Origin of the sequence: Methyloversatilis universalis FAM5 (assembly GCF_000214035.2) — a bacterium.
Classification (GTDB): domain Bacteria; phylum Pseudomonadota; class Gammaproteobacteria; order Burkholderiales; family Rhodocyclaceae; genus Methyloversatilis; species Methyloversatilis universalis.
The window spans coordinates 42,153-67,879 of sequence record NZ_AFHG01000049.1 but is presented as its reverse complement, the minus strand read 5'-3'; the positions used below and the strand labels follow the sequence as shown (position 1 = coordinate 67,879).

The 25,727-nt window shown below is 68.4% G+C and carries 21 protein-coding genes; 3 read left to right on the top strand and 18 right to left on the bottom strand.

The window, feature by feature from the left end:
- Positions 1–2: 2 nt before the first annotated feature.
- The 4 genes from METUNV1_RS10370 to METUNV1_RS10355 all read right to left on the bottom strand — a co-directional run bounded on the left by METUNV1_RS10370 (position 3) and on the right by METUNV1_RS10355 (position 3,742).
- Positions 3–347: a BON domain-containing protein gene (locus METUNV1_RS10370; protein WP_008061462.1), complete on the bottom strand. Its 345-nt coding sequence runs from the start codon at positions 345–347 to the stop codon at positions 3–5.
- A 161-nt stretch (positions 348–508) separates the two neighbouring features.
- Positions 509–1,876: a sigma 54-interacting transcriptional regulator gene (locus METUNV1_RS10365; RefSeq protein ID WP_008061461.1), complete on the bottom strand. Its 1,368-nt coding sequence runs from the start codon at positions 1,874–1,876 to the stop codon at positions 509–511.
- Positions 1,873–2,361, bottom strand: coding sequence for a hypothetical protein (locus METUNV1_RS10360; protein ID WP_008061460.1), 489 nt, complete (start codon positions 2,359–2,361; stop codon positions 1,873–1,875). The genes METUNV1_RS10365 and METUNV1_RS10360 overlap by 4 nt, the downstream gene beginning before the upstream one ends.
- Positions 2,351–3,742, bottom strand: coding sequence for a sensor histidine kinase (locus METUNV1_RS10355; RefSeq protein ID WP_008061459.1), 1,392 nt, complete (start codon positions 3,740–3,742; stop codon positions 2,351–2,353). Before METUNV1_RS10355 ends, METUNV1_RS10360 begins: the two co-directional genes overlap by 11 nt.
- Before the next feature lie 347 nt (positions 3,743–4,089).
- On the opposite strand from METUNV1_RS10355, the gene METUNV1_RS10350 reads away from it, so the two are divergent.
- Positions 4,090–4,716, top strand: a complete 627-nt coding sequence (locus METUNV1_RS10350) for a bactofilin family protein (protein ID WP_008061458.1) — start codon at positions 4,090–4,092, stop codon at positions 4,714–4,716.
- Between the two features lie 6 nt (positions 4,717–4,722).
- Here METUNV1_RS10350 and METUNV1_RS10345 read toward each other — a convergent pair whose 3' ends face one another.
- The 4 genes from METUNV1_RS10345 to METUNV1_RS10330 form a co-directional block, all read right to left on the bottom strand.
- On the bottom strand, positions 4,723–6,165 hold the full coding sequence (locus METUNV1_RS10345; protein WP_008061457.1) for an efflux transporter outer membrane subunit: 1,443 nt from the start codon (positions 6,163–6,165) through the stop codon (positions 4,723–4,725).
- Entirely contained in the window at positions 6,162–9,275 is a 3,114-nt protein-coding gene (locus tag METUNV1_RS10340; protein WP_008061456.1) for an efflux RND transporter permease subunit, read from the bottom strand. Before METUNV1_RS10340 ends, METUNV1_RS10345 begins: the two co-directional genes overlap by 4 nt.
- 13 nt (positions 9,276–9,288) lie before the next feature.
- On the bottom strand, positions 9,289–10,506 hold the full coding sequence (locus tag METUNV1_RS10335) for an efflux RND transporter periplasmic adaptor subunit (protein WP_008061455.1): 1,218 nt from the start codon (positions 10,504–10,506) through the stop codon (positions 9,289–9,291).
- A gap of 182 nt (positions 10,507–10,688) precedes the next feature.
- Entirely contained in the window at positions 10,689–12,095 is a 1,407-nt protein-coding gene (locus METUNV1_RS10330) for a TAXI family TRAP transporter solute-binding subunit (protein WP_008061454.1), read from the bottom strand.
- Between the two features lie 186 nt (positions 12,096–12,281).
- Here METUNV1_RS10330 and METUNV1_RS10325 point away from each other — a divergent pair, with 186 nt between their 5' ends.
- Positions 12,282–13,319: an HD domain-containing phosphohydrolase gene (locus METUNV1_RS10325; RefSeq protein WP_008061450.1), complete on the top strand. Its 1,038-nt coding sequence runs from the start codon at positions 12,282–12,284 to the stop codon at positions 13,317–13,319.
- A 3-nt stretch (positions 13,320–13,322) separates the two neighbouring features.
- Complete coding sequence (locus METUNV1_RS10320) at positions 13,323–16,451, top strand: hybrid sensor histidine kinase/response regulator (RefSeq protein ID WP_008061447.1); 3,129 nt, start codon at positions 13,323–13,325, stop codon at positions 16,449–16,451.
- Here METUNV1_RS10320 and METUNV1_RS10315 read toward each other — a convergent pair whose 3' ends face one another.
- From METUNV1_RS10315 to METUNV1_RS10270, 10 genes are all read right to left on the bottom strand, one after another.
- Positions 16,452–17,108 (bottom strand): laminin B domain-containing protein, encoded by a 657-nt coding sequence (locus tag METUNV1_RS10315; RefSeq protein ID WP_008061445.1) that lies wholly within the window; start codon positions 17,106–17,108, stop codon positions 16,452–16,454.
- Between the two features lie 98 nt (positions 17,109–17,206).
- Complete coding sequence (gene gloA, locus METUNV1_RS10310) at positions 17,207–17,605, bottom strand: lactoylglutathione lyase (protein ID WP_008061439.1); 399 nt, start codon at positions 17,603–17,605, stop codon at positions 17,207–17,209.
- Positions 17,606–17,619: 14 nt separating this feature from the next.
- The gene (locus METUNV1_RS10305; protein ID WP_008061437.1) at positions 17,620–18,396 is read right to left on the bottom strand and encodes a M48 family metallopeptidase; all 777 of its coding nucleotides are present in this window, start codon (positions 18,394–18,396) and stop codon (positions 17,620–17,622) included.
- Positions 18,365–19,108: a lysophospholipid acyltransferase family protein gene (locus tag METUNV1_RS10300; protein WP_008061435.1), complete on the bottom strand. Its 744-nt coding sequence runs from the start codon at positions 19,106–19,108 to the stop codon at positions 18,365–18,367. Before METUNV1_RS10300 ends, METUNV1_RS10305 begins: the two co-directional genes overlap by 32 nt.
- Positions 19,108–19,650: a D-glycero-beta-D-manno-heptose 1,7-bisphosphate 7-phosphatase gene (gene gmhB, locus METUNV1_RS10295; protein ID WP_043359667.1), complete on the bottom strand. Its 543-nt coding sequence runs from the start codon at positions 19,648–19,650 to the stop codon at positions 19,108–19,110. The genes METUNV1_RS10300 and gmhB overlap by 1 nt, the downstream gene beginning before the upstream one ends.
- A 22-nt stretch (positions 19,651–19,672) precedes the next feature.
- Positions 19,673–21,778, bottom strand: a complete 2,106-nt coding sequence (gene glyS / locus METUNV1_RS10290) for a glycine--tRNA ligase subunit beta (protein WP_043359665.1) — start codon at positions 21,776–21,778, stop codon at positions 19,673–19,675.
- 70 nt (positions 21,779–21,848) lie between these two features.
- Complete coding sequence (gene glyQ, locus METUNV1_RS10285) at positions 21,849–22,799, bottom strand: glycine--tRNA ligase subunit alpha (protein WP_008061432.1); 951 nt, start codon at positions 22,797–22,799, stop codon at positions 21,849–21,851.
- A gap of 38 nt (positions 22,800–22,837) precedes the next feature.
- Positions 22,838–24,298 carry an apolipoprotein N-acyltransferase gene (gene lnt / locus METUNV1_RS10280; protein WP_008061431.1) on the bottom strand — a complete coding sequence of 487 codons (1,461 nt, stop codon included), beginning with the start codon at positions 24,296–24,298 and terminating at the stop codon, positions 22,838–22,840.
- Positions 24,295–25,152 (bottom strand): HlyC/CorC family transporter, encoded by an 858-nt coding sequence (locus METUNV1_RS10275; protein WP_043359663.1) that lies wholly within the window; start codon positions 25,150–25,152, stop codon positions 24,295–24,297. Before METUNV1_RS10275 ends, lnt begins: the two co-directional genes overlap by 4 nt.
- 91 nt (positions 25,153–25,243) lie before the next feature.
- Positions 25,244–25,726: an OmpA family protein gene (locus METUNV1_RS10270; RefSeq protein WP_043359660.1), complete on the bottom strand. Its 483-nt coding sequence runs from the start codon at positions 25,724–25,726 to the stop codon at positions 25,244–25,246.
- Position 25,727: the final 1 nt, after the last annotated feature.

Sequence of the window (25,727 nt, the reverse complement as noted above, 5' to 3'; positions counted from 1 at the left end):
ACTCAGCGCCCGGCCAGTTCCAGCGCGTTGTCGACCGCACGCACGCCGGGTACCGAAGCGGCGGTCTGCAGGATGCGCGCGAGCTGCGAGGCGTCCTGTACCACACCACCCAAGGTGACCCGACCGGCATGTGCGCTGACTGCCACATAGCATCCGCTCAGCGAACGATCGGCCGCCAGCGCGCCGCGTATCGCATCGCGCAGGCTGCGGTCCTGGTCATCCGATCCGGGGTCGGGCAGCACCGGGCGCGCCGCTTCGACAAAACCCGCGGCCTGGGCCGGCGGGCAGATGCCATAAGCGAGTGCGGTGGTGGCCAGCAGCGTGGCGATGGTCTGTCTCTTGATCATGGAAGCTCCCACAGTTGACATGCCATGCCTGTACAGCACGGTGCATGCCAGCCCTCTTCCACGCTATGAATCAATGGCTTGGAGCAGTCCGAGCGCTGCGCGTGTCGGGCTGCGGCGACACGCTTCCAGCCCGGAAGGGCCGGTCGGCCAGCGCACGTGGATCAGGCGCGTCGCGCTTCGGCGACGTCGCCGCGGAACAGCCCGGGGTCGAGGTCGTAACGCTGCAGCAGCCGATAGAACTCGGTCCGGTTGCGCCCGGCGATGCGGGCTGCATCGGTCACGTTGCCGGCGGTGAGCTTGAGCAGCTGCACCAGATAATTGCGCTCGAAACGCTGCTTGGCTTCGACGTAGCCCAGGGCCTCCATCGGCCGCACCCGCAGTGCGCGATCGACCAGCGCGCGCGGCACCAGCGGCGTGGTGGCGAGCGCGCAGGCCTGCTCCACCACGTTCTGCAGCTGCCGCACGTTGCCGGCCCAGTGCGCGGTCGCCAGCGCCTCCAGGGCATCGGGCGCGAAACCGCGCAGCCGCTTGCCGTACTTGTCGGCCAGCGTGCGCAGGAAGTGCTCGGCCAGCAGCGGAATATCCTCCCGTCGCTCGGCCAGCGAAGGCAGTGTCAGCGTGACCACATTGATGCGGTAGTACAGGTCCTCGCGGAACTGGCCCTGCTCCAGCAGCGCATCCAGATCGCAGTGGGTGGCCGACACGATGCGCACGTCGACCGGCTCGGCGCGGGTGGCGCCGACCGGTCGCACTGCACGCTCCTGCAGCACGCGCAGCAGCTTCACCTGCAGGGCCGGCGCCATGTCACCGATCTCGTCGAGAAACAGCGTGCCGCCGTGCGCGGCGCGGAACAGGCCGGTGTGGCGCGACACCGCGCCGCTGAAGGCGCCGCGCTCGTGGCCGAACAGTTCGGATTCAAGCAGCGCGTCCGGAATGGCGCTGCAGTTGATCGCGACGAAGGGCGCGGCGGCACGCGGGCTGGCGCGATGCAGCGCACGGGCCAGCAGCTCCTTGCCGGTACCGCTCTCGCCACGTATCAGCACGCTGGCATCGGACGCGGCCACCAGCCGGGTTTCGTCCAGCAATGCCGCCATGCGGGTGCTGCGGCTGATCAGGCCGTCGCGCCAGCGGGTGTCGGCCGGCGAAGGCGATCCGGACGGCGTGGCATGGGCCAGTGCGCGGTCTATGCGCTCCAGCAGCGTGGCGCTGTCGAAGGGCTTGGTCAGATAGCCGGCCACGCCGCGCGAAGTGGCGTCGACCGCGTCCGGAATGGTGCCGTGGGCGGTCAGCAGGATGACCGGCAGTGCCGGATGCTGGGCGCGTATCGCGTCGAACAGCGACAGGCCGTCGCGGTCCGGCAGCCGCACGTCGCTGATCACCAGCGCGAACGGTTCCACCGCCAGCCGCGTCAGCGCGGCTTCGGCAGTTTCCGCGGTACTGACCCGGTAGCCGCTGGCGGTGAGCCGCAGCGACAGCAGGCGCAGCAGATCGGTGTCGTCGTCGACCAGCAGCAGGCGCGGTCCGCTCATCGCGGTACGCCACGCGACGGCACGCGCGCGCCCGGCAGGCTGCGCTCGATGTCGGCCAGCGCGTCCAGCTTGCGCTGCAGTTCGTCGGCGCGCGCCTGACTGTCCTTGGCCTGCTGGCTGCTGCGCTCCAGCTGCTGGGTCAGCTTCTGGTTGGCCGCATCCAGCCGCTGCCGCTCGTTCAGCAGATCCAGCAGCGCCCGCGCGTGCGGGTGCACCGCCTTCGAAGCGTCGCCCTGCGCCGCCATCAGCGCGTCGAGCAGCGCACGCGCACGAGCGGGGTTACCACCGCGCGGCTGAGCGGCCTGCAGCGCCTGCAGCAGCTGGCGCTCGGCATCGGTCTGCGTCGGCTCAGGCTGCGGCGCCGTCTTCACGGCATTCGCAGGCGCGGCCTCCGGCGATGCGGCCGGGCGGACGCCGGCGCAGGCAGCAAGCGCCAGCGGCAGCAGCAGGGCGAACAGGCGCAGGCGGGGGTGATCAGCGGGCATGGGGCAGTTCTATCCTGAAGTGGGCACCGCGTTCAGCGGGCAATACCCGGGCGCTGCCGCCGTGCGCCGCGATGAATTCGCGCACGATGGCCAGCCCCAGTCCGTTGCCCTTGTCCGGCCGCGGCGCACGCCGGCTGCCGCGGAAGAAAGGTTCGAAGATGCGTTCGGTTTCGTCCGGCGCAACGCCCGGCCCTTCGTCGATGCAGTCGATGCGGGCGGCGGCCTCGTCGCTGCTCAGTTCCAGCCGCACCGTGCCGCCGTGCGGGCTGAAGGCGATGCCATTGGCCAGCAGATTGCTCAGCGCGATGCGCAGCTTGGCGGCGTCGCCGCGCACCGGCGGCGCGTAGCCGCTCACGTCCAGCCGCACGTCCTTGGCCTGGGCCTGCAGCTTGAGGTCGGCGGCGACTTCGCGCGCCAGCGCACGCAGCGCGGTGGGCTTCAGTTCGAGGTGACGGGCGTCGAACTGGGTGGCGTTGTAGCCGATCAGCTGTTCGATGCGTTCCTGCAGCGCACGCGCGTTGGCATCCAGAATCCCGCTCACCTCCTGCTGTTCGGCACTGAGCTTGCCGGTCACGCCGTCCTGCAGCAGCGCGATGCCTTCGCGCAGCGACGCCAGCGGCGTCTTCAGTTCGTGCGACACATGACGGAGCACGCGGTTGCGGTGCGCTTCCAGATCGGCCAGACGCTGGCGCAGCCACTCCAGCTTGTCGCCGAGGCGGCGCAGGTCGGCCGGCCCGCCGACCTCCACCGTCTGGTCGAAACCGCCCTCGCCCAGCCGGACGATGGCACGCTCCACCGCCTTCAGCGGACGCAGCACCCACCAGCCGGCCAGTACGGCGAGCAGCAGCGCGAGCACGATGGCGGCCATCACCTCGCGTGCCAGCATGTCGCGGCGCTCATCCAGCGTGTCGAGCAGATCCGCGTTTCGCCGGTCAAGCTGGGTGCGCACGCGCTCGGCCAGTCTGTCGTTCAGTGCCACCAGATCGGGCAGTTCCGCGGCGTCGCCGCTGACCGGGGCATCGAGCGCAGCGGTCAGCGCGGTCGCGGCTTCGCGCCACTGCGCGGTGAGCGGGGTGGGCGTCAGCGAGGCGTCCAGCGTTGCGAGCGCCTCCAGCGCCTGTGTCTGTGCCGCCCGGTAGCGTTCGCGTACCGCGTCGTCGCGCAGTACCAGGTACTGACGCGCGCTGCGCGTCATGTCCAGCGCACGTTCGTCCAGCTGCTGCATCGCGGTGGTGAGGCGCAGCGCGGTGCTGCTCGCTTCCCGGCTCGAACGCGCGAAATCCTGCAGCATGAGCCAGCCGCTGCCGGCGGCCGCGCCGAGTGCGCCGGCGATGAGCAGGACTGTCAGCAGCAGCGTGATGCGGAAGGAAAAGCGGGGCATGCGGAATGCGCGGGGCGGAAAGACGGGCAGCCTCCAAGTCTAGGCAGGCCCGGGGCCAGCCACGGTAAGCCCCGGTTATCGAATGCAACAGAACGTTAAATACGACCGCATGTCGCCGCAGCACGACAGCCGCAGCGCCCCGCCCCGCGCGCCGATCGCCCGCGGCGGGCCGCACGGTGTCGCGCACAGGCGACGGAATGAGCCCGCCGCCCCCTCACTTCTAGTGCACAAGGCGAAAAAATCGGCACATCCCTCTGATTTGTAAAAACAAAGTCATGCAGGCATGCGACTTGCCAAGGGACAGCGCGCATCGATCCATCCGGTGCGGACCCTTTCAAGGAGACGTCATGTTCAACAAGCCCGCCCTGTTCCCGAAAACGTCCGACGCCACCTTGCCGCGCACCCTGCGGCCGGGCGGTGGCAGCACCGGCTTCACGCCCGGCACGTCCGCGTCCCAGAGCGCGCAGACATCCACCGCCGGCAGCCATGGCTCGACCAGCGCGCCGCCGCAGCGCGAGGACAGCCCACCGAACGGCGCACCGCGCGGCGATACGCTGGAGCCCTCCCCGACCCAGGGCAGCCGCCTCATCGTCGGGCCTGACGTGAAACTGCGCGGCGCGGAAATCCTCGACTGCGACACGCTGGTGGTCGAAGGCCGGGTCGAGGCGACGATGGACAGCCGCGTGCTGCGCATCGCCGAGAACGGCGCCTTCGCCGGCACCGTGAGCATCGACGTGGCGGAAATCCACGGTCTTTTCGAGGGCGAACTGACCGCACGCGAGCGGCTGGTCGTGCACGCGACCGGGCGCATCAACGGCAAGATCCGCTACGGCAAGATCCACATCGAGGAAGGCGGCGAACTGTCCGGCGACATCAAGTCGCTGGCGGCGGCCGGTCGCGACGCGACCCGGGACACGCCGCGTGCGGGCGAGCGCAAGGACGATACGCGGCCGCTGGCCGCGATCGCCGGTTGAAAGGCCTCAGTTCGAAGCGGGCGGGGTGGACGCGGCGGCGTCCGGCGCGGTCGCCCCGTCCGCAGCCCATCCACCGCCGAGGGCGGCGTACAGGTTCACCACTTCGGCCAGCTGGCCCTGGCGCGCCCGCACCAGCGCCAGCGACGCCTCGTTCGCGGTGCGCTGCGCGTCCAGCACTTCCAGGTAGCGCGAATAGCCGGCGTCATAGCGCTTCTGCGCGAGCTGCAGGCTGCGCGTCGCGGCATCGGCCTGCTTCTGCAGCGCCTCAACGCTCTGCGCGTACTGTTCGGCCGACGCCAGCGCGTCGCGCACGTCGGTAAAGGCGTTGCGAATCGCCGACACATAGCCGGCCAGCGCCTGCTTCTGCTGTGCGCTGGCCTGATCCACCCGCGCGCTGCGGCGGCCGCCATCGAACAGCGGCAGATCCAGCGACAGGCCGAGCGACCAGATGTTGGACGGGCCACTGAACAGGTCAGACAGTTCGCGGCTCTGCGAACCGTAGTTGCCGGTCAGCGAAATCGACGGATAAAGCGCAGCCTTGGCGACGCCGATCAGCGCATTGGCCGACGCCAGTTCGGATTCCGCCTGACGCACGTCCGGCCGCGCGTCCAGCAGCGAGGACGGCAGGCCAGCGGGCGGCAGCGGCGGCAAGGGCAGCGCGCGCAGGTCGCCCGGCGCGATCTGCTGGCCGAGCCGGCCGGTCAGCAGCGCCAGCTGGTTCTCGACCAGCGCACGGCTGCGCGCCAGGTCGGCGATCTGCGCCTCGATCTGCGCCTGCGCGGCGAGCGCCTGCTGCAGTTCGAGTTCGTTGGTCAGGCCCCGCTCGACCCGGGTACGCAGGATGTCCGCGTTCTCGCGCCGGGTGGCCAGCGTGTCGCGCGACAGCGCGAGCTGGGCATCGAGCGCGCGCAGGTTCAGATAGTTGCCGGTGACCTGGCTCACCAGCGTCAGCTCGACCGTGTCCTTCGCGTAGCGGGTGCCGAGCGCCTGCGCACGGGCCGCCTCGCTGGCGCGCCGCAGCTTGCCCCAGAAATCGAGCTCGAACGAGGTGGCGATCGCGGTCTGGAAGTTCTTGCGGTACAGCGGCGAACCGGCCGGTATCGGCGCCCCCACCCCGCTGATGCGGGACCGGCTGGCGCCGGCCTGGAGCCCGACGTCCGGGAACAGCGCCGCACCGGCTTCGCGCAGCAGCGCGTCGGCCTGTTCGATGCGGGCAGCGGCGCGCTGCACATCGGTGTTGTCGGCCAGCGCCTGCTCGACCAGCGCATTCAGCGTGTCGTCATTGAACTGCTTCCACCAGCCGCGGGCGATTGCAGCAGGCGCGGCGGCGTCGTTGGCGCCGTACTGCGCCGGCAGCTCGACCGCCGGGCGCACGTAATCGGGACCAACCATGCAGCCGGACAGCAGCGCGGCGCAGGCCAGCGCGAGCGGGGTTTTCACGGACATCATGCGGTCACCTCCGCCGGCGCGTCGTCGCGGCGCGACGCCGCCTTGCGGCCGGCCAGCCAGCTGTAGAACATCGGCACGAAAATGGTGGCGATGAAGGTAGCGGCCAGCATGCCGCCGAACACGCCGGTACCCATCGAACGCCGGGCCGCAGCACCGGCGCCGGTGGCGATCACCAGCGGCACCACGCCGAGAATGAAGGCGAGCGCAGTCATGCAGATCGGGCGGAAGCGCAGACGAGCGGCTTCCAGCGACGCGGCCAGCGCGTCCATGCCCTCCTGCTGCTTCTGCAGTGCGAATTCCACGATCAGGATGGCGTTCTTCGCCGCCAGCCCCACCAGCACCACGAGGCCGATCTGGAAGTAGATATCGTTCGGCATGCCGCGCACCCACACTGCCAGCAGCGCACCGAGGATGGCGAACGGGATGGCCATGATGACCGCCAGCGGCAGCGACCAGCGTTCGTACTGCGCCGCAAGGATGAGGAACACCATGATGATGCCGAAGCCCAGCGCCAGCACCGAGGTGATGCCGGTGCGCTTTTCCTGGTAGGCCTGACCGGTCCATTCCAGGCTGTAGCCGGCCGGCAGCACCTGACGGCCCACCTCCTCGACCACGCGGATGGCATCGCCCGAGCTGTAGCCGGCGGCCGAATTGCCGAGCACCTTGGCGGCGACGAAGCCGTTGAAGCGCTCGACCATTTCCGGACCGATGACCGGCTTGACCGAAATGACCGCAGACAGCGGAATCATGGCGCCGGTGGCGGAACGGACATAGGGCTTGCCGAGATCTTCCGGCTTCATCCGGTAGGGCGCGTCGGCGCTCAGCTGCACCTTGTAGGTCTTGCCCGAGCGGTTGAAGTCATTCACGTACAGCGTGCCCATGGTGGCCTGCAGCGTGGAATAGACCGCGTCGAGCGGAATGCCCAGCGAAATCGCCTTCGGTTCGTCCACCTCGACCGCGAGCTGCGGCGCCGATACCCGGAAGAAGCTGTTCAGGCCGGTCAGTTCCGGCCGCGCGCGCAGCGCGTCGAGAAACTGGCCGGTGATGGCGGACAGCTTGCGCGCATCCGAATCCTCGCGCGCCTGCACGTACACCTCGAAACCGCCGGCCGTACCCAGGCCCTGGATGGGCGGCGGATTGAAGATGAGGCCCATGCCGTCGGTGAGCTTCATGCCGGCCGCGGCGATCTTCTTCTGCAGGTCGTCGGCAGTGGTGGTGCGCTCACGCCAGGGCTTCATGACGACGAAGGTCATGGCCACGCTCGCCCGGTTGTTGCCGGTGATGAAGTCCATGCCGCGCACCATGAACACGTTCTCGACCGACGGGTCGTCATTGATGATCTGGCGCAGTTTTTCGAAGGACTGTTCGGTGCGCTGGGCCGACGCGCCATCCGGCAGCGTGACGAAGCCGAACAGATAGCCCTGGTCCTCGGACGGCACGAAGGCGCCGGGCACCATGCGGAACATGAAGCCGGCGCCGGTGAACAGCGCGACCACCACCAGCGCGGCGACGATGCGGTGACGCAGCGTGGCGCCGACGGTGCTCGTGTAGATGCGGGTGAGCCAGTCGAAACCGCGGTTGAACGGACGGAACAGTTTCGATTCGCCTTCGTGGCCGTTCAGCATCAGCGCGCACAGCGCCGGCGTCAGGGTCAGCGCGACGACACCGGAAATGGTGACCGACACCGCCACCGTGGCGGCGAACTGCTGGTACAGCTTGCCGGCGATGCCGCCGAGGAAGGCGACCGGGATGAACACCGCGTCCAGCACCAGCACCATGGCCACCAGCGCGCCCGAGGTTTCGCGCATCGCCTCCAGCGCCGCCTCCTTGGGCGAGCGGCCGAATTCGCGCATCTGCCGCTCGACGTTCTCCAGCACCACGATGGCGTCATCCACCACGATGCCGATCGAAAGCACCATGGCGAACAGCGTCAGCGTGTTGATCGAGAAACCGAAAGCCCACAGACCGGCAAAGGTACCGACGAGCGACACCGGCACCGCGATCAGCGGAATCAGCGTGGCGCGCCAGCTCTGCAGGAACACGAACACCACCAGCACCACCAGCACCGTGGCTTCGGCCAGCGTATGCGTCACCTCGCGGATGGATTCGCTGATGAAGCGGGTGGTGTCGTTCGGGATGATGAATTCCAGACCTTCCGGCATGCGGGTGGTCAGTTCGGCCAGCTTGGCGCGCACCGCCTTGGCGGTGTCCAGCGCATTGGCACCCGACTGCAGGTAGAGGCCGATGCCGGTCACCGGCGTGCCATTCACCTTGGTCGTACGGTCATAGCTTTCGGCACCCAGCTCGATGCGCGCGACGTCTTTCAGCCGGACCACGCCGGACGGTCCGTCGGCGCGCAGAATGATGTTCTCGAATTCGGCGATCGACAGCAGCCGGCCCTTGGCGCTCACCGTGTAGGTGAGCTGCTGGCCGTTCACCACCGGCTCCTGACCGATGCGGCCAGCCGCGTTCTGCGCGTTCTGCACCCGGATCGCGGCCGCCACGTCGGTGGTGGTGATGCCCAGACGCGCCATCACGTCCGGCTTCAGCCACACCCGCATCGCGTACGGTGCATCGAAGGTGAGCGCGTCGCCCACGCCGGGAATGCGGCGCAGCTCGTCGAGCACGTTCACCGACACGTAGTTGCTCAGGAACAGCGTGTCGTACTTGCCGTCCGTCGACTTCAGCGCCGCGATCATCAGCAGGTTGTTCGAGCGCTTGCGCACCACCAGGCCGGAGCGGCGCACGTCTTCAGGCAGCCGCGACTCGGCCACCGAAATGCGGTTGTTCACCGCGATCAGCGCGGTATCCGGGTCGGTGCCCACTTCGAAGGTGAGCGTGATGCTCACCGTGCCGTTCGAGGTCGAGGTCGAGTTGTAGTACAACAGACCTTCGATGCCCGACAGCTGCTCCTCGATCGGTGCCGCCACCGTGCGTGCCAGCGTTTCGGCGTTGGCGCCCGGGTAGGTGGCGGTGATGATGACCGTGGGCGGCGAGATTTCCGGGTATTGCGCGATCGGCAGCGACAGCGAAGCCACCAGACCCGCGATCATGATGACGATGGAGATGACGCCCGAAAAGATCGGGCGGTTGATGAAGAAGCGGGCCATGTCGCGCGCTCCTTCAGGACTTGGACGGCGCGGTCGCGGCAGGCGCTGCCGGTGCCGCCGGGGCTTCGCCCGGTGCGTGCGGGGCCACTGGCGCGCCGGGGCGCAGCTTGAGCAGGTTGTCGGTGATCACGCGGTCGCCCGGCTGCAGGCCGCCGGTCACCACCCAGTCCTTGCCCTGCCACAGCCCGAGCTTGACCGGCCGCGGCTCGACCTTGTTGTCGGCGTTGGCCAGCATGACCACCGGACCGTTCTCGGTCTGGCTCACCGCTGACTGCGGCACCAGATAGACGTTGTCCTGCTCGCCAGCGATCACGCGTGCACGCACGAACTGTCCCGGCAGCACCCGGCCGTCGGCATTGGCGAATTCGGCGCGCATTTCCAGCGTGCCGAGCGAGGGGTCGATGCGGCTGGCCGAAAAATTGATGCGGCCGCGCTGCGGCAAGACGGAGCCGTCCGGCAGCTGCAGTTCGACCTCGCGGAAACCGCGCACCGCGGCGCGACCGCCAGGCACCGCCACCAGATCGGTGTCGGACAGACTGAAGCGCACCCAGATCGGATCGAGCTGGGCAATGGTGGTGAGCAGGCTGTCCGCACCGGTACTCACCAGCGAACCTTCGGACTTGACCGCCCGGCCGCTGACGCCGCTGACCGGCGCCGTAACCTGGGTGTAGCCCAGGTTCAGTTCGGCCTCGCGCACCGCGGCTTCGGCCGATTTCACCGTTGCGCGGGCCACCGCGGCCGCCGACCGTGCGTCGTCGAATTCCTTCTGGCTGATTGCCCGGTCGGCCACCAGACCGTTCAGACGCTGCGATTCGCGGGCGGTCTGTTCTTCCACCGCCTGCGCTTCGGCCAGGCGCGCCTTCGCCTGGGCCAGCGCGATCTCGAACGGCGCACGTTCGATCTGGAACAGCAGCTGCCCGGCCTTCACCGGCTCGCCTTCACGGAAGCGCCACTTTTCCAGAATGCCGCTCACCCGTGCCCTCACCTCGACCTCACGCATACCTTCCGCCTGAGCCACCGCTTCGACCACCAGCGGAGCCCGGGTGGGCGCCACCTGCAGCACGGTCACCGGCACCGCCGGCGGGGCGGCCTGCGCCTGAGGCGCCGGGCCAGCCTTGTCTCCGCAGCCCGCGACCAGGGCGGACAGCGCGACGGCAAAGGCACAGATGAAGGAGGACGGGGAGGACAGAACGGGGCGCACGGCGGACGCCGCGGCGGTGCGGACAGGCATCGGAAACTCTCCGGAGGTCGGCCTGCGATTATATACAAGCACGAATGTTTGTAAATTTAGCGAACGAATCCTTGTGCGTCCGCACAACCTTGATGCGACAGCCTTTTCACGGTTTCAACGGCGACCTGAGGGCGCCCCGCGCCCGCAGGTCGCAACCCGCTGTGGGCTGGACAATACGGTGCCTAATCAGTTCCACCCGGCTTCGCCGTGGCCCGCGACGCATCCGGAGCGGCGGTCGCGGCTTCTCCGGCATCCGGCGCGGCCGCCGCCTCGCCCTGAAGACGCCGTCTGACCATGTGGATGTGCGCACGCAGCTGATAGTAATAGTCCGAATGGGCCAGCGGCACGGTGATGCGGGATACCGCCATCTCGACACGCTCGAGGTCGTCCAGCCACTCCGCGCGACTGCGCGGCGGATCGTCCATCAGGGCCTGACGTTCGATGTCCTTCAGCTCGCCGTACCAGCGGTACAGCTTGCTGCGCACCCGCCATACATAGAGCTGGGGCAGTATCTTGAACAGCGGCAGCGCCAGGGCCAGCAGCGGTACCAGCAGCACCAGCATGCGGTCGAGCAGGTTGGCGATCGAGAACGGCAGGTAGCGCTGCAGGAAGGGCGGGCCGGCTTCGTAGAAGCGCTTGGCGCGCGGATGCAGTTCGAAGTCGCCGGCGTCCGCCTTCGGAAATTCACCCGGTCGCTGGAAGACGGTCGCTTCGGCGTGCGCCGGCTTCATCGCGCCCAGCATCAGGTCGATCAGCGCAGGATGCGTGTCCTCGCGGGCCGCCACATAGGCCTGGGTGGCGACCAGCGACACGTCACGCGGCGGGATGTCGCGCACGAAGTCGATCGCGCCGCGCGGCAGCGTGAGCAGGCTCAAGTGCGGAAAGCGCCGCGAATAGGCCGGCGCCTGCGCCAGCGACATCAGCGACACGCCGTCGGCGTACAGCAGCGACCAGACCGAGGCCGAATGCACCGCGCCAACCACGATGAGCGCGTCGATGCGCCGGTGCAGCAGCGCCGCCACGCCATCGGTGCCGCCCAGCGGCAGCAGCCGGCGCCGGTCGGTGTCCATGCCGTGGGCGGCCAGCATCTGCAGCGCGAGATGGCGGGTGCCGCTGCCTTCGGCACCGATGCCGATGCGCATGCCCTTGAGCTGGTCCAGCCGCTCCAGCCCGGGCCGGCCGCGATAGAACACCCAGACCGGCTCGTAGTAGGCCGCCCCGAGCGACAGCAGGCCGGGCGGATGATCCGGCGCGCTGCCGCCCTGGATGAAGGCGAAATCCAGCGTCTGTTCCGGATCGCTGATCCGCTTCAGGTTTTCGATCGACCCCGCGCTGTCCCGCGTCTCCAGCGTGATGCCGTACTGCTCGAACAGCGGCTTGTAGCGGGCACAGAAGGACTCGTAGGCCGAACCGGACGCGCCGCAGCTGATGATGGCCTGGTCCGGCGGCGCCGGCTTGATGTAGCGGGCGGCGAACCAGAAACCGGCGGCGATGATGAGCAGCGCCGGTACGCCGAGCGCGAACATGTCGCGGAAGGAGAGCTGGCGAAGCCAGTTGCGCAGGGCCGATGCGCGCAGCGTGTAGGGCATGGGGGCTTTCATGTCGTCGGTAGTACGGCGGTCCGGTGCGTGACAGCCCGTTAAAGTCGCATGCCTTGATGACCGTAATCAAGCAGTGCGGAGGCGTCCCGATACGCGTCCGCCGCCCCTGCACCCGCCGCCGGCCCTCACCGCGCCGCGCCGGCCCGGACTGGGGCTCACACATGGAGTGTCCGGATGAATGTAGTGGTGGTGGATGACGCGCAGGTCAATCTGGTACTGATGTCGGCCCTGCTCGGCAAGCTCCCGGACGTGGACTCGACCACTTTCCAGGTGCCGGCCGAAGCGCTGGAGCACTGCATCCGCACCGATCCGGATCTGGTCATCGTCGATTACATGATGCCGGACATGGACGGCATCGAATTCATCCGCCGCTTCCGCGCCCATCCGGCGCGCGCACAGACACCGCTGCTCATGGTGACCGCCGACCACGAGAAGGAAGTGCGCTACCGCGCGCTTGAATCGGGCGCCAACGATTTCCTGACCAAGCCGGTCGACCGCATCGAATTCACCTCGCGCGTACGCAACATGCTGTCGCTGCGCGCCGGTCAGGTCGCGCTGTCCAATCACGCGCGCACCCTCGCCGCCGAAGTGCGGCGTGCGACCGCCGAAATTTTCGAACGCGAACGGGAAACGCTGAACAAGCTGGCGCGCGCCGCCGAATTCCGCGACCCGGAAACCGGCGCCCATATCCTGCGCATGGCCCACTTCTCGGCACTGATCGCCAACCGGATGGGCCTGGACGCCGACACCCAGGAATCGCTGCTGATCGCCGCCCCGATGCACGACGTGGGCAAGCTGGGCACACCGGATCACATCCTGCTCAAGCCGGGGAAGCTCACGCCGGAAGAGTTCGACATCATGAAGCAGCACGCATCCATCGGTTACGAAATCCTCAAGGGCTCGGCTTCGCCCTACATGCAGCTGGCGGCGACCATCGCGCTCAGCCACCACGAGAAGTTCGACGGCAGCGGCTATCCCAAAGGTCTGGCCGGCGAGGACATTCCGCTGTTCGGCCGCATCGTGGCGGTGGCCGACGTGTTCGACGCGCTCACCTCGGCCCGGCCCTACAAGCCGGCCTGGGAACTGGAGCGTGCGCGCCAGTTCCTGGCGGACGGCCGCGGCAGCCATTTCGATCCGCTGTGCGCCGACGCGCTGCTGGACAGCTGGAACGACGTTCTCGACATCCGCGCCACCTATCGCGACGAAAGCTGAGCGATGCAGCTTCCATTCCCTCGTCCGCGCCGGCTGCTGCACCGGATCACGCTGCTGTTCGCGCTGGTGTTCGGCGTAGGCGCAGCCGGGAATGCGCTGTACACGGCACAGGAGCAGGCCGAGGAAACCCTGCAGCTGCTGGAACGGGTCAGCCTTGCCGAGACGCGCAGCATCGCCACCGGCCTGATGAGCGATGTGGCGCACGACAGCGACGCGGTACTCAGCCTGCGCGCCCGGCTGCCGGAAAACATCGAGTTGCAGGCGGCGGCGCTGATCGATCCGGACGGACGCATCCTGTCGGCACTGGAACATGACGCCAGCGGCCGCTGGCTCACCGCACGCCGCCTGCCGTCAGACCTGCCGCCCGCCGCACTGATCGGACGCGCGCGCGCCGGCTCCACCGGCCCGGACGGGCGGCGCATCATCGTCAGCTGGGTCCCGATCACCGGTGGCGACCGGATCACCTGGCTGCGGACCGAACACGACACGCCGGAAACGCGCGAGGTGCACGCGCACATCCTGGAAGACAGCCTGCTGCACGGGCTGATCGCGCTGCTGCTGGGCGTCGCGCTGCTGTACGGGCTGCTGCGGCGCCCGCTGGCCGCGCTCAATGAATGCACCGACTTCGCCGAGCGGCTCGACCACTCGATGGGCGACACCCTGCCCGCCACCACCAGCGCCCATGAAACCGACCGTCTGGCGCAGGCGCTGAACTGGGCCTCGCTGAGCCTGTACAACCAGCGCAGCGCGCTGGAGGAAAGCGAAGCACGCACCGGTGCCATCCTCGGCGCGGCGCTGGATGCGGTGATCACTTTCGACAGCTTCGGCAACGTGATCGAGTACAACCCGGCGGCCGAGCGCATGCTGGGCTGGACACAGGCCGAAGCGATGCAGCATCCGGTGATCGAGCTGCTGGTGCATGCGGACGAGCGCCAGCCGGGCGAACACGACCTACTGCAGTGGCTGGGCCGCCGCTACGACGCGGTGATCGGCCACCATCTCGACCTCCAGGTGAGCACCCGCAGCGGTCGGCGCTTCCCGGCCCAGATCGCGATCACCTCCACCCACATGAAGGGGCGGGCGCTGTTCACCGCCTTCCTGTCGGACATCGGCGAGCGCAAGGCGGCGGAAGAACAGATGATGGCCGCGCGCGACGCGGCCGAAGCGGCCAACCGGGCAAAGAGCGACTTCCTGGCGAACATGAGCCACGAAATCCGCACCCCGATGAACGCCATCATGGGCATGACCGAACTGGCACTGGACACCGACCTGAGTGCGGAGCAGCGCGAATATCTGTCGCTGGTGAAACAGTCGTCGGAAGCACTGCTGACGCTGATCGACGAGATTCTCGATTTCTCCAAGATCGAGGCCGGACGGCTGGATTTCGAACACATTCCGTTCAGCCTGCGCGACGTGGTCGGCGCCATCGTGCGTACGCTGGCGCCCAAGCCAGGCAAGCCGGTTCAGCTGGGTTGCCGCATCGATCCGTCGGTGGCCGACGGCGTGATCGGCGACCCCACGCGCATCCGTCAGGTGCTGACCAATCTGATCGGCAACGCGCTCAAGTTCACCGAGCGCGGCAATGTCGATGTGACCGTCACGCTCGAGCACAGCGACGAGGACACCCAGCAGCTGAGGTTCGCGGTGCGCGACACCGGCATCGGCATTCCGGAGGACAAGCAGGGCCTCATCTTCGAAGCCTTCTCGCAGGCCGACAGTTCCACCACCCGCAAATTCGGCGGCACCGGTCTGGGTCTGGCCATCTGCACCCGGCTGGTCCGCCGCATGGGCGGCACGCTGGGCGTGACCAGCCGCCTGGGTCACGGCGCCACCTTCCATTTCAGCGTACCGCTGACGCGCGCCCGCGGCGGCGCCCTGACCACGATGTCACCCAGCACGCTGGAAGGACTGCCCCTGCTGGTGATCGAACCGGACAGCACATCTCGCCAGCAGATCGCGGCCCAGCTCGCGCAGTGGCAGGTGAATGCACGGCTGTGTGCCGACCTCGACGAAGGCATCGGCGCCATCGTGTCGGCGGAGGCCGAGGCGCAGTGCTTCCGGGCGCTGCTGGTGGCCGAGGATCTGGCAGCCCGCGACGGCTGGGCGCTGGTGCATACGCTGGCCGGACAGAGCGCGGCGGAACTGCCCATCATCCTTCTGCACGACGGCGCGGCGCCCACCGTCGGCCTGCCGCCTTCGATCAACGGCGTGGTGGCGCGGCCGGTCCAGACCGCGCCGCTGCTGGACGCGCTGATCACCGCCACCGGGGCGGGCAGCGCGCGCTGCGCGTCCGGCGCGTCCGCCCTGTCGCCCAGCGAGCACCGCCCGCTGACGCTGCTGCTGGCCGAGGACAACCCGGTCAATCAGACACTGGCGGTGCGACTGCTGGAACGGCTGGGGCACCGGGTGGACGTGGTCGACAACGGCCTGTCGGCCGTATCGAAAGCGGCCGAACAGCGTTACGACGCCATCCTGATGGATCTGCAGATGCCACAGATGGGCGGCTTCGAAGCCACCCGCCACATCCGCGCGCAGGACGGCGAACGGCACACGCCCATCATCGCGATGACCGCCCATGCGATGGCCGGTGACCGGGAAAAGTGCTTCGCCGCCGGCATGGACGCCTATGTATCCAAGCCGGTGCAGGTGGCTGCGCTGATCCGGGCGCTGGAGGAGGCGCTGAAACCGTCGCCTGCACCGCAGGCAGGCAGCGCCGCGGAAGCGGACCGCCCGGCGCTCCCCGCCGAAAGCCGGGCTGCCGCACCCGCACCGGACAACCGGCCGCTGTTCGACCGCAATTTCACTCTCGGCAATCTGGGCGGCGACGAAACCCTGATGCGCGACATCATCGTGCTGTTCCTGCGCGACTACCGCGGCATGCTGGCGCAACTGCGCACCGCCGCCGCCGGATCGCGCGAAGCGCTGGCCGAACAGGCGCATGCGGTGAAGGGCACGGTGCGCAATTTCGGCGCCAGCCACGCGGCGGGTCTGGCCGGGCGGCTGGAGCGCACCGGCGACAGGGCACCGGACGAAGCCACCGTCGCTGCGCTGCTCGACCAGCTCGACGCCGCGCTGGAAAGTCTGGCCGACGAGCTGCGCAGCGAAATGAAGGCGAACCGGGTCGCCGCCTGATCAGGCGCGACGCCGGCGCACTCTCGCCGACAGCAGGCCGGCGCCGGCCAGCATGAAGGCCCACGAGGCCGGTTCCGGCACCGCGCTGATCGACACATTGTCGAGCGCGGTGGTTTCGATCACGCCGGATATGTACTCCCCGCGAATGCGCAGCCGCTGCAGATCGCCGAGCACCGCCTGCATCTGCGCGGCGGTGGCGAAACTGCCGTCCAGCGTGCCGACACGCCAGCCCCCCGCGCTCAGCGACACCTCGAAACCGGTCCAGTCCGTGCCCGGCTGATTGACGTTCTGATAGACCAGCACCAGCCCGCTGCCATTGACCAGCACCACGTCCGGATCGTCACGCCAGGGCGGCGTCTGCACCGACAGCGTCTGGCTGTAGCGCAGCACGCCGCCGTAATAGGCGGACAGGTCGCCGAGGAAGGATTCCGGCGCCTCGAAGAAGAAGCTCATCGACGACGGATCGGTAAAGCGGATGAACTGCCCCGCCTCGTCATAGTCCGGCGTGAACGAGCCGCCGAAGGAATCGAAGGGCTGGTTGGTGTCGGACACCGTCCAGCCGTCGTTGCCGGCATCGAAGGTGCTCGACGGTGCGGCCTGCACGACCTGGACGGCGCCCAGTGTCAGCAGTGCCAGTGCGATGAGGGATGAACGCATGGGCCGGCCTCCTTGCGGATGATGGAAGCTGGCAACGTAATCCTGCAGGGCGCGCACGCCACGTGAATATCTCACGGACGTGCGCGGCAGACCGCGGCTCAGCCGGCCATCTGGGTACCGCGCTGGATGAACTCGATCTTGTAGCCGTCCGGGTCCTCGACGAAGGCAATCACGGTCGAGCCGTGCTTCATCGGGCCCGCTTCACGCACCACCTTGCCGCCGCGCGCCTTCACCTGTTCACAGGTGGCGTAGGCGTCGTCCACTTCGAGCGCGATGTGGCCGTAGGCATTGCCCAGGTCGTACTTCTCGGTGCCCCAGTTGTAGGTCAGTTCCAGCACCGCCCCGTCGGCTTCGTCCTGATAGCCGACGAAAGCCAGCGTGAACTGGCCGTCCGGATAGTCCTTGCGGCGCAGTTCGCGCATGCCGAGAACCTGGGTGTAGAAATCGATCGAGCGGTCGAGATTGCCGACACGCAGCATGGTGTGGAGGATGCGCATGGAATGTCCTTTCGTCAGGGGGCAACGATGCGGCCCGGATGGTAGGCGCGCAGTTCACGGCGGGCGTCCTCGAAGCCGGGCAGGATGGCCGCCACGGTGTCCCAGAACGCGCGGGAATGATTCAGTTCCTTCAGGTGCGCCAGTTCGTGCGCGATCACGTAGTCGATCACCGCGGGCGAGAAATGGATGAGCCGCCAGTTCAGCCGGATCACGCCCTGCGCGGTGCACGAACCCCACAGCGTGCTGGCCGAACTGAGCACCACGCGCGAGGGCGCCACGTCGATGGCAGCCGCCAGTTCGCCTGCGCGTCGGGTGAACAGCGCCAGCGCCTCCTGCTGCAGGAAGCCGGATACCGCATCGCGGATGCGGTCGTGATCGGCGTCCGCCGGCAGCGGCAGACGCAGTGCGTCGGCCTCGACCAGCGGCCGGGCGCAGGTGTCGCCCAGGCGCAGCGTGACCGGATGGCCGAGGTAGGGAATGCGGGCGCCATCGCGCCAGTCGGTGCGCACCGGCGCGCGCCGCGCGCGCACCTCGCCCAGCTTGGTGAATATCCAGCGCTGCTTCTCGCGCAGCGCCTCCTCGATCTGCGGCAGCGTCACCCAGTGCGGCGCGGTCACGCGCAGGCCGGATTCGCCGATCGAGAAGCCGATGGAATTGCGGCGGCTGCGGCGCAGCGCGTACTCGACGATCTGCTGGCCGAGCACGATATGGCGTCCGCGCACCGGCGGCGGTGCGTTGTCAGGCACGTCGAGTGCCAATTCAAGCTGCTGCGGGCACGGGGGCGTTTTCATAGTGGTGCGGGAACAGCCTGCGCATTTCGCTTTCGATCCATTCCTGAGCCTGCCGGTTGATCTGTTCCGCCGTCAAGCCCCGGGTGTCGATCGCCGGGCCGATGCTCACCGTGATCTCGCCCGCCTGCTTCAGGAAGGCATTGCGCTTCCAGAAGTCGCCGGCGTTGTGCGCGATCGGAATCACCGGCGCGCCGGTCACTTCGGCCAGCCGCGCGCCACCGATCTTGTAGCGCCGGGTCTGGCCCGGCGGCATGCGCGTACCCTCCGGGAACACGGTGACCCAGAAGCCGAGATCGAGCAGCCGTGCGCCCTGTTCCTCGACCTGGCTCAGCGCGTCCTTGCCGGCGCCGCGGTCGATCGCGATCATCGGCATGCAGCCCAGACCCCAGCCGAAGAAGGGAATGCGCAGCAGCTCGCGCTTGAACACGAAGGCCACCGGCGGAAGGATGACCTGCAGCGCCAGCGTTTCCCAGGCAGACTGGTGCTTGCACAGCACCACCGCCTTGCCCTGGGGCAGATTCTCGCGGCCGATCACGCGATGGCGCAGTCCGACCACCCAGTACAGCGCCCACATCACCATGTGGGTCCAGAACCCGATCACCCGGTAGCGCACGCGCGCCGGCAGCGGACGCGCCAGGATGGCGAGCAGCGAGTACGGCGGCGTGAGGACGAACAGGATCGAGAAGAACAGCAGCGAACGGATGAAGGTCATCAGTCGGTATTCACCGTGAGCGCGCGCACATAGGCGGCGAGATTGTCGTGGATGGGCGTGCCCGGCGGCAGCTCCGGATCGAGCGCGGTCTTCTCGCCCTTGCCGGTGCGCACCAGCACCGGCTGCGCGCCGGCGCTCACTGCCGACTGCAGGTCGCGCAGGCTGTCGCCGACCACCGGCACATCTTCCAGATCGACATTGAAGCGCTCGGCGATCTCCAGCAGCATGCCCGGCTTGGGCTTGCGGCAGGCGCACTTGGAATCGGCCGCGTGCGGGCAGAAGAAGATGGCGTCGATGCGGCCGCCGGCCTGCGCCACCGTGCGGTGCATCTTGTCGTGGATGGCCGCCAGCGTGTCCATGTCGAACAGGCCGCGGCCGACGCCGGACTGGTTGGTCGCCACCACCACGCGCCAGCCCCACTGATTCAGCTGCGCGATCGCTTCCATCGAACCTTCGATCGGCCGCCACTCCTGCGGCGACTTGATGAACTGGTCGGAGTCATAGTTGATGACGCCGTCACGGTCCAGAATGATGAGCTTCATGAGCTTCACGCGCGGTCCGTCCTCAGTCCTTCAGTTCGAGGCGCGAAATGTCCGCCACCGCATTCATCGCCGCGGCCAGCTGACCGAGCAGCGCGAGCCGGTTGGCGCGCACCGCGGCATCGTCGGCATTCACCATCACGTCGTCGAAGAAGCGGTCCACCGGCGCGCGCAGCTTCGCCAGCGCGGTCAGCGCTTCGGCATAACGGCCGGCAGCGAGATCGGCCTCCAGCGTCGGCTGCACCGCGGTCAGCGCGGCATGCAGTTCGCGCTCGGCCGCTTCGGCGAACAGCGCGGTATCTACCGTGCCGCCGACCGATTCGGCCTTCTTCAGGATGTTCACGATGCGCTTGTTGGCGGCGGCCAGCGACTGCGCCTCCGGCAGCGCCGAGAAGGCGACCACCGCGGCCAGCTTGGCCGGCACGCGGTCGATGCGGGTCGGACGCTGCGCCAGCACGGCGTCGATCGCACGCGCGTCGTGGCCAGCGTCGCGCAGCAGATTGCGCAGGCGCTCGATCATGAAATCCAGCAGCTGGCTTTCGAAATTCGCGGCCTCGCCCTCGCCCACCTGGCCGGCACGGAAGCCACCGCGCGCGGCGGCGATCAGTTCGGCGAGGTCCAGCGGCAGCGGCGCTTCCATCAGGATGCGCAGCACGCCCAGCGCGGCACGGCGCAGCGCGAACGGGTCCTTGTCGCCGGTCGGGATCTGGCCGATACCGAAGAAACCGGCCAGCGCGTCGACCTTGTCGGCGACCGACACCGCGCAGGCGATCGGGCCTTCCGGCAGCGCGTCGCCGGCAAAACGCGGGCGGTAGTGCTGATCGACAGCCTGCGCCACCACTTCGGCCTCGCCGTCGTGCTGCGCGTAGTAGCGGCCCATCACGCCCTGCAGTTCGGGGAATTCGCCCACCATGTCGGTCATCAGGTCGGCCTTGGCCAGCAGGCCTGCGCGCGCCGCCTGCATCACGTCGGCGCTGAGGCGGGCGGCGATGTCGGTGGCCAGCCGCTGGATGCGCATGACGCGGTCCATCTGGCTGCCCAGGCGGTTGTGATAGACCACCGCCTCCATCTTCGTGATGCGCGAAGCCAGCGGCGCCTTCTTGTCCTGCTCGAAGAAGAAGCGCGCGTCCGACAGCCGCGCACGCACCACGCGCTCGTTGCCGGACACGATGTTGTGCGGGTCGTCCACCTTCATGTTGGACACCACCAGGAAGCGGTTCAGAAGCTTGCCGCCGGCATCGAGCAGCGGGAAGTACTTCTGGTTGGCCTTCATCGTCAGGATGAGGCACTCCTGCGGCACGGCGAGGAATTCCGGTTCGAACTGCGCGACATACACGTTCGGGTTCTCGACCAGCGCGGTCACTTCGTCGATCAGCGCCGCGTCGTCGACATGCTGCACGCCGTCGCCCAGCACGCGGCACGCTTCGGCCAGACGCTGCACGATGAGCGCGCGGCGCGCGTCGAAGGACGCCATCACCGCGCCGCGCTCGTACAGCGCGCGGGCGTATTCGTCGGCATTCGCCAGCGTCACCTCGCCCTCGCCCATGAAGCGGTGGCCGCGGGTGCTGCGGCCGGCGGCGTGACCGAAGGCCTGTCCAGGCACAACGCGGTCGCCGTGCAACAGCACCAGACCGTGCACCGGGCGCACGAACTGGTAGTCGCAGTCGGCCCAGCGCATGAGTTTCGGAATCGGCAGCTTCTTCAGCGCGTCGAGCACGATGCCGGCGAGCACGTCGTCGAGCGCCGCGCCCGGCACCGTCATCGCGTAGAACAGCGTTTCGCTCTTGCCGTCCATGCGGCGCGTGAACTGCGGCAGCGCCTCGACCGGAATGCCCTTGGCCTGCAGCTTCTTCAGCAGTGCGGCGGTCGGTTTGCCCTCGGCATCGAGCGCCACCGCGACCGGCATGAGCTTCTCATCGACCACCGCATCGGGGGCGCGGTCGGCCACGCCCTGCACGGTCAGCGCCAGGCGGCGCGGACTGGCATAGCGGTCCATGCGCGCGTCGGCGGCGACCAGCTTGCGCTCGACCAGCGCCTTGAACACCGCGTCGGCAAACACCTCGCCCAGACGCGACAGCGCCCTGGGCGGCAATTCTTCGGTCAGCAGTTCGACCAGCAATGTGGCTTGCATAGCTCTTCCAGACAGGCCGCCGCAGCGGCCTCAAAACGGTTCGGTCGGATCAGGACGGACGCATGGCCCCTCAGGCCGCGCGCAGTGCCTCGATGCGCTGGCACTCTTCCTCGCCCAGCAGCGCACGCAGGCGCGGGCTGCTCAGGTCGGCCATCGGGAAGCCGCGCTGCTCGCGCGACGCGTAGTAGGCCTGCGCCACCAGTCGCGCCAGCGCGCGCACGCGGCCGATGTAGGCGGCACGCTCGGTCACCGAGATCGCACCGCGCGCATCCAGCAGGTTGAAGCTGTGCGAGGCCTTCATGACCATCTCATAGCCGGGCAGCGGCAGGCCGGCCTCGATCAGGCGCTTCGCTTCCGACTCGTAGTCGCCGAACTGGCGGAACAGCCACTCGACGTTCGAATGCTCGAAGTTGTAGGTCGACTGTTCGACCTCGTTCTGGTGATACACGTCGCCGTAGCGGATGCCCGGTGCCCACACCAGGTCGTACACGTTCTCGACGCCCTGCAGATACATCGCCAGCCGCTCGGCGCCATACGTGATCTCGCCCAGCACCGGCTTGCACGGAATCGAACCCACTTCCTGGAAATAGGTGAACTGGGTCACTTCCATGCCATCCAGCCACACTTCCCAGCCCAGACCCCAGGCGCCCAGCGTCGGCGATTCCCAGTCGTCCTCGACGAAGCGGATGTCATGCTTCGTCGGGTCGAGACCGAGCGCGCGCAGGCTGTCGATGTACAGCTCCTGGATGTTGGGCGGCGACGGCTTCAGCGCGACCTGGAACTGGTAGTAGTGCTGCAGGCGGTTCGGGTTCTCGCCATAGCGGCCATCCTTCGGGCGGCGCGAGGGCTGCACGTAGGCGGCACGCCAGGGCTCGGGGCCGATGGCGCGCAGGAAGGTGGCGGTGTGGAAGGTGCCGGCACCGACTTCGATGTCATAGGGTTGAAGCAGCGCGCAGTTCTGGTCGCCCCAGAAGCGGGACAGACGCAGCAGCACTTCCTGGAATGTGGGTGCAGCGGACATGGAGCCAGACCGTGAGGGAAAGGCGGGATTTTACCGGCTCAGCCCTTTTTGCGCTGCACCGCGGCAACGATGAGGACTGCGAGCGACAGCAGCAGCACCGGCGCATTGCCCCAGCGCAGGAAAGGCGTCAGTCCCTGGTAGCCCTGAAGCTCGACCCGCAGCCCCGCCCGGCTGAAGGGCGGCAGTGCCGCGATCACCCGGCCGTCCGGCTGGATGGCGGCCGTCATGCCGGTATTGGTGGCGCGGAGCATGGGCCGCCCCAGTTCAAGCGCACGCAGCTGCGCGATCTGCAGATGCTGCGGCTGCGCCCAGGAATCGCCGAACCAGGCGGTGTTCGACACATTGACCAGCAGCGTCGCCTCGCGCGCACCGGCGATCAGCTCTTCGCCGAACACGTCCTCGTAGCAGATGTTCACCGCCACCTTCTCGCCCGCCAGTTCCAGCGGCGGCTGCACCGCGGCGCCGCGTCCGAAATCGGACATCGGAATCGACAGCAGCTTCAGCGTCCAGGCGAACAGCGGCGGCGTGAATTCGCCGAAGGGCACCAGATGGGCCTTGCTGTACTGCGCATCGTCACGGCCCAGCGCGCGCGCGCTGTTGAAATAGCGGGCGCGACCGTCGACCTCGCCGACGGTGACCGCGCCCATCAGCACGTCGCGTCCGGTGGCGCGCACCGCCTCCAGCCAGCGCGGATCGATCTCGTCGTAGGGCAGCGGCACCGCGGTTTCCGGCAGCACCACCAGATCGGCCGGCCAGGCGCGGGCCAGATCGAGATAGGCGTTCATCGACTCGGGCAGGCGCTCCGGCACCCACTTCATGCTCTGTTCGATATTCCCCTGCAGCAGGCTCACGGTCAGCGTGCGTCCGGTCGGCGTGGTCCAGCTCACCGCACCGAGCAGTGCGCCGCCCGCCAGCAGGGCGACCAGCGACAGCAGCACCTGGCGCAGCGCCAGGCGCTGCGTGACGAAAGCGGCCAGCAGGCCGGCCATCAGCGCGGCCACGAAACCGGCGCCATGCACGCCGAACACCGGCACATAGCCGGCGAGCGGACTGGGCGCTGCGTGCGCGTAGCCGCTGGCCAGCCAGGGGAAGCCGGTGAACAGCGTGCCCCGCAGCCATTCGCCCAGCACCCACAGGGCGGCGAACAGCACTGGCGCCAGACGCGGCGACGGCGCGAGCGCGCGCAGCGCAGCCAGCGCGGCGGCCGGAAACAGCGCGAGATAGGCGCAGAACAGGAAGGTGGCCAGCAGCGACAGCGGCAGCGGCATGCCGCCGAACTGGCTCAGGCTCACATTGACCCAGGACACGCCGGCCAGAAACCAGCCCAGGCCGAACACATAGCCGGTCAGCGCGGCCGGTCGCGGCGACAGTCCGTCAACCAGCCACAGCAGGGTGGCCAGCGTGAGCACCGGCAGCACGAACACGCCGAAGGGCGCGAAGCCGGCGACGCTCAGCGCGCCGGCGACAAAGGCCGTGGTCAGCCGCAGCGCCGGCTTCATTCGCCGGCGGCGGGCGCTGCCGGCTGCGGGAGGCGGTCCACCATCAGCGCATGCACCCGGCGGCTGTCGGCACGCAGCACGGTGAAGCGCAGCGCGTCGATCTGCACCACCTCGCCACGCTTGGGCAGGCGCCCGAGCTGGTGGATGACCAGACCGCCGACCGTGTCGTAGTCGTCGTCCTCGAAGGCGGTGCCGAACACCTCGTTGAAATCCTCGATCTCGGTCGCCGCCTTCACCCGGTAGCGGCCGGTCTGGTCGGCGCGGATGTTGTCGGCCGACTCGTCGAAGTCGTACTCGTCCTCGATGTCGCCGACGATCTGTTCCAGCACGTCCTCGATGGTGACCAGCCCGGCGACACCGCCGTACTCATCGACCACGATGGCCATGTGGTTGCGGCTGGCGCGGAACTCGCGCAGCAGCACGTTCAGACGCTTGGATTCGGGAATGAATACCGCCGGCCGCAGCATGTCACGCAGGCTGTCGTCATCGCCGGACATCAGGCGCAGCAGATCCTTGGCGAGCAGGATGCCGATCACGTCGTCGCGGTTCTCGCCGATCACCGGGAAGCGCGAGTGCGCGGTACGCAGCGCGGTCTGCACGATCTTTTCGAGCGGATCGTCGATGTCGATCACGTCCATCTGTGCGCGCGGAATCATCACTTCGCGCACCGGCATGTCGGAAACCTGGAGGGCGCCTTCGATGATGGACAGCGCGTCGGCGTCCAGCAGATTGCGTTCGAAGGCGGAGTGCAGCAGCGCCAGCAGTTGTTCGCGATCCTCCGGCTCGCGCATCAGCAGATGCGAAAGCCGTTCGAGAAAACCGGGGCGCTGCGAAGGAGAGGAACTACTGTCCATGCGGACCAAGGGTGACGAACATGCCCCCAGTGTAACCCGGGGAGCGTGTCCGTTTCGAGTCAGCCTCCTGCGGCGAGGGCCCGCCGCGCCCTTACTGGACGCGAATCTCCACCCGGCGCGCCTCTTCCGGCGGGCCGTCGGCGGCGGTCACTTCCGGCTTGCGCAGGTGGATGCGGCCTTCCGCCACACCGGCCGCAACCAGCGCGTCGCGCACCGCCAGAGCGCGTGCCTTGGCCAGTTCCGCGTTCTGCGCGGCATCGCCCGACGGATCGTGGAAACCGGACAGCAGCACGATGGCATCGGGCGCTGCGCCCAGTGCCGCCTGCACCCGCGCGATCGCGTCCGCGGCCTCTGCGGCGAGTTGGGCCTGGCCAATCTCGAAATACAGGCGGGCGAGCGCCTCGCCCACCGGCTCCGGCACCTCGATCTCGACCGCCACCACCTCGGCCACCGGCGCTGCGGCCGGCTTGCCGGCCAGCGACACCGCATAACCCACCACCGCGGCGACCACCGCGGTCACGATGACCGCCACCACCTTCAGGCCGACATCGCTGTCGTCACTCTGATCCGACATT

Excerpts from the sequence above, each read along its gene's own strand:
- METUNV1_RS10370 (WP_008061462.1), bottom strand. The coding sequence starts at position 347 with ATGATCAAGAGACAGACCATCGCCACGCTGCTGGCCACCACCGCACTC.
- METUNV1_RS10365 (WP_008061461.1), bottom strand. The coding sequence starts at position 1,876 with ATGAGCGGACCGCGCCTGCTGCTGGTCGACGACGACACCGATCTGCTG.
- METUNV1_RS10360 (WP_008061460.1), bottom strand. The coding sequence starts at position 2,361 with ATGCCCGCTGATCACCCCCGCCTGCGCCTGTTCGCCCTGCTGCTGCCG.
- METUNV1_RS10355 (WP_008061459.1), bottom strand. The coding sequence starts at position 3,742 with ATGCCCCGCTTTTCCTTCCGCATCACGCTGCTGCTGACAGTCCTGCTC.
- METUNV1_RS10350 (WP_008061458.1), top strand. The coding sequence starts at position 4,090 with ATGTTCAACAAGCCCGCCCTGTTCCCGAAAACGTCCGACGCCACCTTG.
- METUNV1_RS10345 (WP_008061457.1), bottom strand. The coding sequence starts at position 6,165 with ATGATGTCCGTGAAAACCCCGCTCGCGCTGGCCTGCGCCGCGCTGCTG.
- METUNV1_RS10340 (WP_008061456.1), bottom strand. The coding sequence starts at position 9,275 with ATGGCCCGCTTCTTCATCAACCGCCCGATCTTTTCGGGCGTCATCTCC.
- METUNV1_RS10335 (WP_008061455.1), bottom strand. The coding sequence starts at position 10,506 with ATGCCTGTCCGCACCGCCGCGGCGTCCGCCGTGCGCCCCGTTCTGTCC.
- METUNV1_RS10330 (WP_008061454.1), bottom strand. The coding sequence starts at position 12,095 with ATGCCCTACACGCTGCGCGCATCGGCCCTGCGCAACTGGCTTCGCCAG.
- METUNV1_RS10325 (WP_008061450.1), top strand. The coding sequence starts at position 12,282 with ATGAATGTAGTGGTGGTGGATGACGCGCAGGTCAATCTGGTACTGATG.
- METUNV1_RS10320 (WP_008061447.1), top strand. The coding sequence starts at position 13,323 with ATGCAGCTTCCATTCCCTCGTCCGCGCCGGCTGCTGCACCGGATCACG.
- METUNV1_RS10315 (WP_008061445.1), bottom strand. The coding sequence starts at position 17,108 with ATGCGTTCATCCCTCATCGCACTGGCACTGCTGACACTGGGCGCCGTC.
- gloA (WP_008061439.1), bottom strand. The coding sequence starts at position 17,605 with ATGCGCATCCTCCACACCATGCTGCGTGTCGGCAATCTCGACCGCTCG.
- METUNV1_RS10305 (WP_008061437.1), bottom strand. The coding sequence starts at position 18,396 with ATGAAAACGCCCCCGTGCCCGCAGCAGCTTGAATTGGCACTCGACGTG.
- METUNV1_RS10300 (WP_008061435.1), bottom strand. The coding sequence starts at position 19,108 with ATGACCTTCATCCGTTCGCTGCTGTTCTTCTCGATCCTGTTCGTCCTC.
- gmhB (WP_043359667.1), bottom strand. The coding sequence starts at position 19,650 with ATGAAGCTCATCATTCTGGACCGTGACGGCGTCATCAACTATGACTCC.
- glyS (WP_043359665.1), bottom strand. The coding sequence starts at position 21,778 with ATGCAAGCCACATTGCTGGTCGAACTGCTGACCGAAGAATTGCCGCCC.
- glyQ (WP_008061432.1), bottom strand. The coding sequence starts at position 22,799 with ATGTCCGCTGCACCCACATTCCAGGAAGTGCTGCTGCGTCTGTCCCGC.
- lnt (WP_008061431.1), bottom strand. The coding sequence starts at position 24,298 with ATGAAGCCGGCGCTGCGGCTGACCACGGCCTTTGTCGCCGGCGCGCTG.
- METUNV1_RS10275 (WP_043359663.1), bottom strand. The coding sequence starts at position 25,152 with ATGGACAGTAGTTCCTCTCCTTCGCAGCGCCCCGGTTTTCTCGAACGG.
- METUNV1_RS10270 (WP_043359660.1), bottom strand. The coding sequence starts at position 25,726 with ATGTCGGATCAGAGTGACGACAGCGATGTCGGCCTGAAGGTGGTGGCG.